Below are 9,004 nucleotides of genomic sequence, written 5' to 3' on the forward strand. Positions count from 1 at the left end.
GCCTATCTCAGTGATGTGCTGAAAAGGCTGCCGACACATAAAGCGACCCAAATAGAAGAATTACTGCCACATCGCTGGAAATCCAACTCAAATTAAAAAATAGGCATGGGGTTCAGCGGACGCTTACTGAAGAACTACCAAAATGAAGAATAGCCTATTTTACTGTCTTACATTAGTTCTACTTATAGGATGCCAGCCATTTGAAAAAAATGGATATATTTTTATTAAAAATCAGACTGATTATCCAATTACAGACCTTAAAGTAACTTATATTAGTGCTCAAAAAACTTATAGCTTAGGTACTCTTTATCCTTATTCAGAATATAAATACGCCATCAATTACGAGCAGCACAATGAGGATTCAATAATCTTTTCATATTTAGATAAAAATCATAAAAAGATTAATCAAGAAGTAGCTACGTATGCAGCCAAATATGATAGGAAAAGTTATGAAATAGTTATTCAATAGAATATAAATTACAATTACTAATTGAACGAAAAAACTTCAATTTGAAATTTCAAAAACTTGATTTTTCCACTAAATAACTATCCATTTAACATAATGGCGGTTATACGAAATTAGTAGTTTTTACGCGGAATTCCTAACGTATTCATCTTTTGTCTTATATCTTTATTTTTACCAATAGGTAAAATATATTCATAACTTACATCGAAAAGTAGGTAATTAAGAAAAAAATTACAGCGTTTTATAAGCCTTATAGTAACGGGAGAGACTATAGGGCTTTTTATTTATCTTAATATTCATATATCTATGATGAGGCCATGATGCTCGGCGATATAAAAAACCGGCTTGAGAATAGATCGGTCTTTTATGATATTTGCTAAAATACTCTTTTAAAATATAAAAAACTAAGCGTGTGTAGCACTGGGTATAGGTGTTCTTTGGGCTTAGTTATTAGCGTTATTTAAACAAGTATAAGTCAATTTTTACCTAATGGATTTGCTTTTCAACTAGTTCCAATTTCTTTAATGCTTGCCCTTTTTTATGATCATTATTAATCTTTACAACTAGAGCTAAAATAAAAACCATCACTATAAAAACAAGGAAAATCAAATGCTTTTTCATCATTAATCCCTTCTTTTGATCTTTAAGAATGCCTTGCTCCTTTCTAAATAGATATGACATAAGGGAAGCACTGATACAAGCCTTTTTAAATGACTTTAGCAACTCGATAAACAGTTGCAACTCCACAATTCACTGCTTTGGCAATTTCTTCCTTAGTCATATTGCCAGCTGCTAGCAATTCTTTTATTCGTTTGTGCTTAGCCTCATTGGCTTTCTTACCTGTTGGTTTGTAACCCGAACGTGCCAGGCCCTGCTTAATACGTTCTATACGTTTCTCATTGTCCAGGCGGGCCATTGTTGCCAGGAGATCAATCAACATATTGTTGATGAGATCCAGGATTGAATGAGTAATGCTGTCACTGGTTTGAATCATTTGGTAGGTAGTAGGAAGATCTGCTACGACTAAACGAAGTCCCTTCTCCTGGATCCTGCGCTTCAGCTCTTGAAAATCCTGTTGGGTTAGGCGTGATAATCGGTCAATACTTTCAACCAACAAGGTGTCACCTTGATTTGCTTCTGACAGTAGCTTATTCAATTCAGGTCGGTCTAACTTCGTACCACTATAGTTTTCCACGTACACAATGGTTTCGCCCAAATTCAAGTTTTGGTTTAGATCCTGAAGAATCTGCAAAGCCCTTTCTGCATCTTGATCTTTAGTTGAAGCTCGTAGATAAATACGTGTATTCATTTCTATCATTTAATCTTAATTCTGTTAGATTAATGATAACACTATCATTTAATTATTGCATTAAGTCTAATGATAGATATTGTATGCGATTTGGCTCGCTATCATTCAGCTATACTCTTTTGATAAAAAAAGCATGACTAAGAGCCATGCCTTGGGAATTCGTATAACGTGTATTATGTTAATTTTAGGGAAATTTAAGAATCTCTATGCAATGGTTTATTCAATATTCTTTGATTTCTTATCTTTTAGGTTAATCAGAAATAGCCAATAACATAAGCCAGGAAATAGAGCCATAAAGATAGTCCATGTATCTGTATACATCTTCCACCACTCTTTCGAAATTTCTCCTGTGTGACTCCATCCAAAAAGAATAAAAAATGGAGTAGCAATAATTATAGAGGCAATACAGATAGTTAATAAATTAAGACTGTTATAACGATTTAAAAGAACTGAGAATATGAAGCTGAAAGGTACAGTCAAAATAGAATAAGCCAAGTAGACAAGACCGTGCCCTACAAGAACCACTAAAATCGAGTATAGGCTGTATTCCTGATTCATTACGATAAACAGGACTGCTGTAAAAAAAAGTAGTGGTAAAGGAGAAAGTAAGAGAGCTTTTACTATTTTTTCATTTGAGTATTTCACTAATTTAATTCTCTTATCTACTCAATAAATAATAATACTATAACGATTTTAACATAATGGCGGTTATACGAAGTACACTTGTATATTAATATTTAAATCAATCACTTAAAATTTTAGTCATAACCAAGAAAAGGTAAAAAAACGCCTTTTGTAATAAGTTGGTGAGTTTTTAGGCGAATCTGTAACATTTTGCCAAGAAAATTGATTAATAAATGATCAATTTCGCAATCAGTGCCTATTTCATGCGGTTCCAGGTTGCGAAACTATCCCCAATTGCTGTGGATAAAATTTAGGCTATTTTGTACGCTTTGGCTCACATCAATCTCGGCCCTTTGCGGCTATCTAGAACAGCAGAATTTTCATATTATTGAATGGTCAGGAACAGGAAGTTCCATATAATAAAAATAAGTACCAGGATGGCGCTATATAAGACATGCAAGAGCACAAAAACCTAATGTTCCAATGAAAAACCCCGGCAGGATGCTGGGGTTTTTCATTGGAACATTAAGAATGTCTAACGAGTTATTTATAAAATAAAAATCGTCTTAATTATCGATAATAACTATTAATTTTTTTTAAGAAAAAATTTACTTCTTATAATACTTAAAGATATTCTATCCTAGGTAAATAGCCAAATATTTCCAGAAAAATATTAGCAATTTTATCAATATAGCTTCACTAGGTTCAACTTAGCACTCTTTAATTGGTAGATTTTTCATGGTTATAAATATTGTTTAGATGCTTATCTCAACTCGTCTTGATCTTCACCATGACTGTATCTAAAGCAGTGATGAGAAAGTAAAAAATTACATTTTGTGATGCGCTACAAAATTTGGAAACTATACAAGTAGCGGCCTCTCAAATATAAAACTTATCTAGCTTAGGTATAGGTAAATTTATATCGCTCCTTTTATATATCTATTTTTGTTACTTACTACTGCAAGTCTAACTTTGATTGGTTGAATTTCAAGATTTATTTCTCCATTTATATGTACTGAGGCTGTAATGAGTAATGCAAGAATCTTATATGTAAGTAAATTATATGATTGCGATAATCCTAAAAATGACTTATTTGATATTCTCACTGAAGCTATAAGATTTAATTCGTTAAACTCTATATGTGGGGTTCTCTATTATGGAAATGGTTATTTTGTGCAATGTTTAGAAGGTGAAAGGGATAAAATAGAAAACTTATTCTATGAAAAAATTTTGAAAGATTCTCGTCATAAAAATTGCGAGTTAATGTACTCTGAAGATATTAGTGAAAATCTCTTTTCTCGATGGAATATGAAATATGCCATCATTCATAAAGATATTATTGATTTCTTTTCTGAGCATAATATAGATGAATTTAATCCTTATACTCTAAGTGCAAGTACAATTCCTCAGTTTATTGAACTTTTAGCTAAGCAGTCTGACTCTTACTATACTCTAGATACTAATAGAGCATAGAGTCTGTGCTATACAGGACGAAACATCCTGTATAGCTAAATCTAAAAAATTATTGATTATTGAATAGCCACCGATTTTGTAGACACTCTTTAGTTAGATAAAATGGCTAATTAACGAGGTGTGTATGTCGGATAAAGAACTTTCATTCATTATTTATAAAATCTCTTTATATATCTTCTTAGCATCAAAAGAGAATGAAGTTAATATGGAATTTAGACTATTAGCATTAGCCAAAATTTCTCAATTCTTTACTTAATACCTTACAATCTGCTTCCAGTTTAGCCAAATTTTCATTTTTTTGCTTATTCAAGGAATCAAACATTTCATTAAAAGTATCTCCATAAAACTTTTTATTAACTATCATAAATTCTTCTGTTTCTTGAATAATTCTATTTATATCACATAACTTATTTTGGACTAATAATTGCTTTTTTCTACCTTCTACTGGATATCTTTTCAAAGCAGCAAGATTCATAGAAGCCTCTGATTTTAATGCCATCAATAAAGCACTTGTGTACAAAAATGATTGACTTGAAGATGACAAAGGCGGATCAACAAAAGGTAACGGAGTAGCTTTAGCATTTGATATAAATAAAAGAGTCAATAAGGCAATTTTTACTTTCATAAATGTATAGCCCCTATCAAATTTCTTCTGGATTGAAATTCCGAAAGTAACATAATTAAGCCTATATAAAACAATTTATGAATGGCCACTTAACATAAAATCTCTTATGCGAAATTTAGTCATGACTAAACTTTTATTCCCATCTTCTCTTATTCTGTTCTAACAGTTTGTAAACATGACGTATATGAGCTCTGATGAGTTCATGAATGCGACCCACAAAATCACGGTCATATGCCTCATAAATACCTTGATTCATAGCTTTCGCCATCTGATTGAGATTACGTCCTAGAGCTGATAATTGCCCATTAGAGTCTCCTAGCAAATGAGCTTCATCTTGCCCAAAAAAATGAGCATCTTTTGTGACGTTTGCGGTAAGTACAGACAGAATATATTGATTCGTCTTCATTTTGCTTAGGGATGCTCTTTCATCAATTTTCTTTAATAAACTTGGTTTAATTCTTAATTCTTTGCGTGTGGTTTTTTCAAAAACATCGATCGTGTCTTCTACTTTCTCCCTTTCAGCAATTTTTTCTCTTAACAGCTCCATGATCAATTCATTCGGATCTTGCTGCTCTGCCTGGGCCAAACTAAAGATTTTTTCAGCTAAATCATTATCCAGATGCAAGGAAAAATCCTGTCCAGAAAATGCAGGATCATTTTCTTTTTTATAAGCAGTTTCTAAAGCTTTCTGAAATGGCTCACCTTTCTTAACGCCTTGCTTCTCACACTTTGCCTCCCACCAATCAAGCACCGCTCGATCAATTCTAAAAGAAATCTTATTGTCTTTAGTCATGATTAATTCCGTAAGCAAAGTGATATTTTGCAGCTCTATATTTTAGAGTCTGGGTGACAAAATGGCAATTTTAACGGCTGTTGCCTATCCTGCCCTAGAAATCAATTCTTTGCATTTCCCCTATTTTTCTTTGTCATGACTAATTTTTTAAATGATATTCAGGAGTAAGAACTACATTAAAAACTGGTGCAATCAAGCCAATTGAAGATATCTGATTTAAGTTTCTTAAAGAGAAACGCGTAAGCGTGCATTCTGATCTGCTGATCAAAAATGAAAAAATCTCAAAAGCTAGAACCCAGTTTTTTAAATATGATTGAAGATCACTTTTAAATGCGTTTTTAAGGCTCATTTAAATGAAAAGCACCCATATACTTATAAAATGGTAAATAGGGGCTAAAAATCGCAAATGAGAGCAAATTAGACTATGTTTTCATGCTTATCTTTTAAGAACCGAACGAGTGTCTACGAGTGACGTCCCAAAATTAAAATTCTAGAAGTCTTTTCCCTGATTACAAAGCTGCATAAGCCTATTCTCAACAAGAACAGAGCAAAGCGATTCGAGATTTATGCTGATGTATCGAGCGAAGCTCGAATAAAAAGTTTTATGAGCGAAGCGAATTCCGAGTGCTTTTGCTTTTTCTAAAAGTCACGAAAATTTGAATCAAAAATTGCCCCGACGAATCGAGCGAAAGCGAGATTCAATAGAGTTTGAGCGAAGCGAAAACCAAGGGCAATTTTTCATGGTTTGGGCTTTTAATTATTTTTAAGCTTTTAAATGCTTTTAAATAGCCTGTAATCCTTTATTCATAATAGTTCTAGAGATATTAAAACGAGGTTTACCTTGCATTAAAACGAGGTTTACCTTGCATTAAAACGAGGTTTACCTTGCATTAAAACGAGGTTTACCTTGCATTAAGCGAGCTAATTGTATAACCTCGTCTTATTGAATTAAAAATATAATCTTTTCATATGAAAACAGAGCTAATTGTTAAAGATAATGCCTTAATCAATGCTAGTTATAACCTTGATCTAGTTGAACAGAGGTTAATTCTCCTAGCTATTGTTGAAGCCAGGGAATCGGGTAAAGGGATAAATGCTAATGATCCACTAACAGTTCATGCTGAAAGTTATATTAATCAGTTTGGTGTACATCGAAATACGGCTTATCAGGCGTTAAAAGATGCTTGCGATGACTTGTTTGCAAGACAATTCAGTTATCAGAGTCTTAGTGAAAAAGGTAACATTATTAATCACAAGTCAAGATGGGTGAGTGAGGTGGCTTATATTGATAATGAAGCTGTTGTTAGACTCATTTTTGCCCCTGCTATTGTGCCTTTAATTACTAGGTTAGAAGAACAATTTACAAAGTATGAAATACAACAAATAAGTAATTTAACAAGTGCTTATGCTGTTCGTTTATATGAAATATTGATTGCATGGCGTAGTACTGGAAAAACACCTCTCATAACTATTTATGATTTTAGACAAAAAATAGGTGTACTCGAAACTGAATACAAACGAATGTATGATTTTAAAAAATATGTTTTAGACATTGCATTAAAACAAGTAAATGAACATACCGATATCACTGTCAAAGTTGAACAGCATAAAACTGGTAGATCTATTACTGGCTTTTCATTTAGCTTTAAACAGAAAAGATCAGCCACGCATTCTGTCGAATCTAAAAGAGATCCGAATACATTAGACCTCTTTTCAAAAATAACAGATAAACAACGCCATCTATTTGCCAATAAGCTCTCCGAGCTTCCTGAGATGAGCAAATATTCACAAGGCACAGAAAGCTATCAGCAGTTTGCTGTACGTATAGCTGCCATGCTGCAAGATGCGGAGAAATTTAAGGAATTACTTCCTTTACTCAGAAAAGTAGGATTTCAATGACATTGTTAATTGAAATTGTTAAGTTAACAATCAGGTATTAATACAAGTTAAAAACTGGTTTACATAATGAAAAAACTGTCAGTTTCAGAGTTAGCTAAGCTTTATGGATATTCAAGACAAGCTATATATGCACATATAAACAAAGGAAATTTATCTAAAGGATCTGATGGATTAATTGACTTTTCAGAGGCCCTAAGAGTTTTTGGGGAACCACAAAAAAAAGAGAATACTGTCAATCAAAGTCAATCAATTAACAGTCAAAACTTGACAGAAGTTGACTTACTAAAACGTCAAGTTGACATACTGGAAAAACAATTGAATCAGGCAATACAAAGAGAAAATCAATCTTTAGAACGTGAATCGTTTTATCAAGAACAGATTGAAGCTATGCAGCGCTTACTAGAAGCTCCAAAAGCCAATATGACTACATTTACCGATCAGAGCTTTAAACAGGATATAGCAACAGATCCTCGGCCACAGACTGAGTCAAACTATGACGAATTGACTACTCCAGAGAACAAACGTATCCCTGTCCCTGAACACGTTGAGCCTGAACCTAAGAAGAGGGGCTTCCTGAGCCGTTTTTTCCTTCCGTATGGTTAGCCAGGACTCCAGTTTTTTGATGAGCCAATTTCAGTGCAAGCACATGAAATAATGACTCACCAAAAAACCGGATGAGGTTTATTAAAACTGAATAAAACCGTGGAACATTGATCAATAAATAATCGTGGAACATGAAAAATGACTAAAACAGCCTAAGAGTGGGTGCTTAGGCTTTTTTTAATAACATAAAATATTGTTTTAAAAGGGATTTTACGGATCGTTTCGTATAAGGTGTATTATGTTAATTTTAGAAAATCTGTTTTAGTTTGTACCTTTTCAAAATTATGTAAAAAGCAAATAAAATACTTATCCAGAACAAATAATCAAAAATAAAATATAAGAAGATAAATTGATCTATTCCTATAATAATATTTAAAGGATCTAGCGCTATACTCCCACCTGGAGATACTTCACCATCTACTAAAAACTGTAAGGGAAATCCTCCTCCAATGACTTTAACTTTTTCAAGCTTGTCTACAACTATACGATCCACCAATGTATATTTCTGATAAAACAAAGATAAATAAGTAAAAATAAAAGATAAGCAATTGAAGTATAAAAATTTTTTCATAATTTTCTCCCATATATCTACTAATTTTAACAATTTTTAATCAGAGCCTTTTGGAATAATTTGCTTTAATTTCTCTATTATTATTTTCTCAAAAATTCCTTTAATATGAAAAGATTAGAATTTATTTTATTAATTTTTCTTGCAGCCTGTAGTCCAGTTACAGAAAAAATTGAATCAAATATAGTTGTTCCACGTATTCACTATACAGGGGGAGCAGATAATGCAAGTTATAGTGAGGCTAAGCTCATTAGGGAAGGTAAATGCTTATATCTAGAACATGCTGATGGCTCTAAAGTTCTGCCAATTTTTGCTACGAAAACTATAGATTGGAATATAGAAACTAAGAGCTTAAAAGTAGATTCAGACACTTATTTTTTAGGTGATAAAGTAGCATATGGAGGAGGCGGCTCCTATCCTCTAGAAAAAAATAATTATTCTTGGATAACTGAAGTAGATCATGGCTGTGATACCTCACAAGTTATAGTTATTAATAAACTCATAAGACCAATTGAAGAACGTAAGCGTCCGCTGAACACACCTTATGAATTCATCCTATAAGCCTTAATTTAGTCCCCACTTAAAAACAAGTGGGGACTAAAATTTATGACTACAAATCACCAGACATCCATCGCATCTCTTGC

At 32.7% G+C, this 9,004-nt stretch carries 11 protein-coding genes; 6 read left to right on the plus strand and 5 right to left on the minus strand.

Features of this window, described 5'->3' with window-relative positions; all coding sequences use genetic code 11:
- A partial coding sequence (locus FTV13_RS15165) for a transposase domain-containing protein (protein WP_143242124.1) occupies window positions 1-96 on the plus strand: 96 nt, incomplete at its 5' end.
- Between the two features lie 46 nt (window positions 97-142).
- Window positions 143-469, plus strand: a complete 327-nt coding sequence (locus FTV13_RS15170; RefSeq protein WP_005407416.1) for a hypothetical protein — start codon at window positions 143-145, stop codon at window positions 467-469.
- Between the two features lie 703 nt (window positions 470-1,172).
- Here FTV13_RS15170 and FTV13_RS15175 read toward each other — a convergent pair.
- Both FTV13_RS15175 and FTV13_RS15180 read right to left on the minus strand, forming a co-directional pair.
- Window positions 1,173-1,784 carry a recombinase family protein gene (locus FTV13_RS15175; RefSeq protein WP_004889724.1) on the minus strand — a complete coding sequence of 204 codons (612 nt, stop codon included), beginning with the start codon at window positions 1,782-1,784 and terminating at the stop codon, window positions 1,173-1,175.
- A 207-nt stretch (window positions 1,785-1,991) separates the two neighbouring features.
- Window positions 1,992-2,420, minus strand: coding sequence for a hypothetical protein (locus tag FTV13_RS15180; RefSeq protein ID WP_030423737.1), 429 nt, complete (start codon window positions 2,418-2,420; stop codon window positions 1,992-1,994).
- Window positions 2,421-3,425: 1,005 nt separating this feature from the next.
- Here FTV13_RS15180 and FTV13_RS15185 point away from each other — a divergent pair.
- Window positions 3,426-3,872: a BLUF domain-containing protein gene (locus tag FTV13_RS15185; protein WP_180012514.1), complete on the plus strand. Its 447-nt coding sequence runs from the start codon at window positions 3,426-3,428 to the stop codon at window positions 3,870-3,872.
- A 226-nt stretch (window positions 3,873-4,098) separates the two neighbouring features.
- Here FTV13_RS15185 and FTV13_RS15190 read toward each other — a convergent pair whose 3' ends face one another.
- Complete coding sequence (locus tag FTV13_RS15190) at window positions 4,099-4,497, minus strand: hypothetical protein (protein WP_114541415.1); 399 nt, start codon at window positions 4,495-4,497, stop codon at window positions 4,099-4,101.
- A 133-nt stretch (window positions 4,498-4,630) separates the two neighbouring features.
- Window positions 4,631-5,290, minus strand: coding sequence for a plasmid mobilization relaxosome protein MobC (locus FTV13_RS15195; RefSeq protein ID WP_180012516.1), 660 nt, complete (start codon window positions 5,288-5,290; stop codon window positions 4,631-4,633).
- 969 nt (window positions 5,291-6,259) lie between these two features.
- Here FTV13_RS15195 and repM point away from each other — a divergent pair.
- Together repM and FTV13_RS15205 are read left to right on the plus strand one after the other, a co-directional pair.
- Window positions 6,260-7,189: a replication initiation protein RepM gene (gene repM, locus FTV13_RS15200; RefSeq protein WP_180012518.1), complete on the plus strand. Its 930-nt coding sequence runs from the start codon at window positions 6,260-6,262 to the stop codon at window positions 7,187-7,189.
- 66 nt (window positions 7,190-7,255) lie between these two features.
- Window positions 7,256-7,792, plus strand: coding sequence for a plasmid replication DNA-binding protein (locus FTV13_RS15205; RefSeq protein ID WP_179993448.1), 537 nt, complete (start codon window positions 7,256-7,258; stop codon window positions 7,790-7,792).
- Between the two features lie 247 nt (window positions 7,793-8,039).
- Here the strand turns inward: FTV13_RS15205 and FTV13_RS15210 are convergent, their stop codons facing one another.
- Window positions 8,040-8,363, minus strand: a complete 324-nt coding sequence (locus FTV13_RS15210) for a hypothetical protein (RefSeq protein ID WP_076755242.1) — start codon at window positions 8,361-8,363, stop codon at window positions 8,040-8,042.
- A gap of 105 nt (window positions 8,364-8,468) precedes the next feature.
- Between FTV13_RS15210 and FTV13_RS15215 the strand changes: the two genes are divergently transcribed.
- Complete coding sequence (locus tag FTV13_RS15215) at window positions 8,469-8,921, plus strand: hypothetical protein (RefSeq protein WP_180012520.1); 453 nt, start codon at window positions 8,469-8,471, stop codon at window positions 8,919-8,921.
- Window positions 8,922-9,004: the final 83 nt, after the last annotated feature.

It is taken from the genome of Acinetobacter sp. YH12235 (genome assembly GCF_013417705.1).
Taxonomy (GTDB): Bacteria; Pseudomonadota; Gammaproteobacteria; order Pseudomonadales; family Moraxellaceae; genus Acinetobacter.

Excerpts from the sequence above, each read along its gene's own strand:
- FTV13_RS15170 (WP_005407416.1), top strand. The coding sequence starts at position 143 with ATGAAGAATAGCCTATTTTACTGTCTTACATTAGTTCTACTTATAGGA.
- FTV13_RS15175 (WP_004889724.1), bottom strand. The coding sequence starts at position 1,784 with ATGATAGAAATGAATACACGTATTTATCTACGAGCTTCAACTAAAGAT.
- FTV13_RS15185 (WP_180012514.1), top strand. The coding sequence starts at position 3,426 with ATGAGTAATGCAAGAATCTTATATGTAAGTAAATTATATGATTGCGAT.
- FTV13_RS15190 (WP_114541415.1), bottom strand. The coding sequence starts at position 4,497 with ATGAAAGTAAAAATTGCCTTATTGACTCTTTTATTTATATCAAATGCT.
- FTV13_RS15195 (WP_180012516.1), bottom strand. The coding sequence starts at position 5,290 with ATGACTAAAGACAATAAGATTTCTTTTAGAATTGATCGAGCGGTGCTT.
- repM (WP_180012518.1), top strand. The coding sequence starts at position 6,260 with ATGAAAACAGAGCTAATTGTTAAAGATAATGCCTTAATCAATGCTAGT.
- FTV13_RS15205 (WP_179993448.1), top strand. The coding sequence starts at position 7,256 with ATGAAAAAACTGTCAGTTTCAGAGTTAGCTAAGCTTTATGGATATTCA.
- FTV13_RS15210 (WP_076755242.1), bottom strand. The coding sequence starts at position 8,363 with ATGAAAAAATTTTTATACTTCAATTGCTTATCTTTTATTTTTACTTAT.
- FTV13_RS15215 (WP_180012520.1), top strand. The coding sequence starts at position 8,469 with ATGAAAAGATTAGAATTTATTTTATTAATTTTTCTTGCAGCCTGTAGT.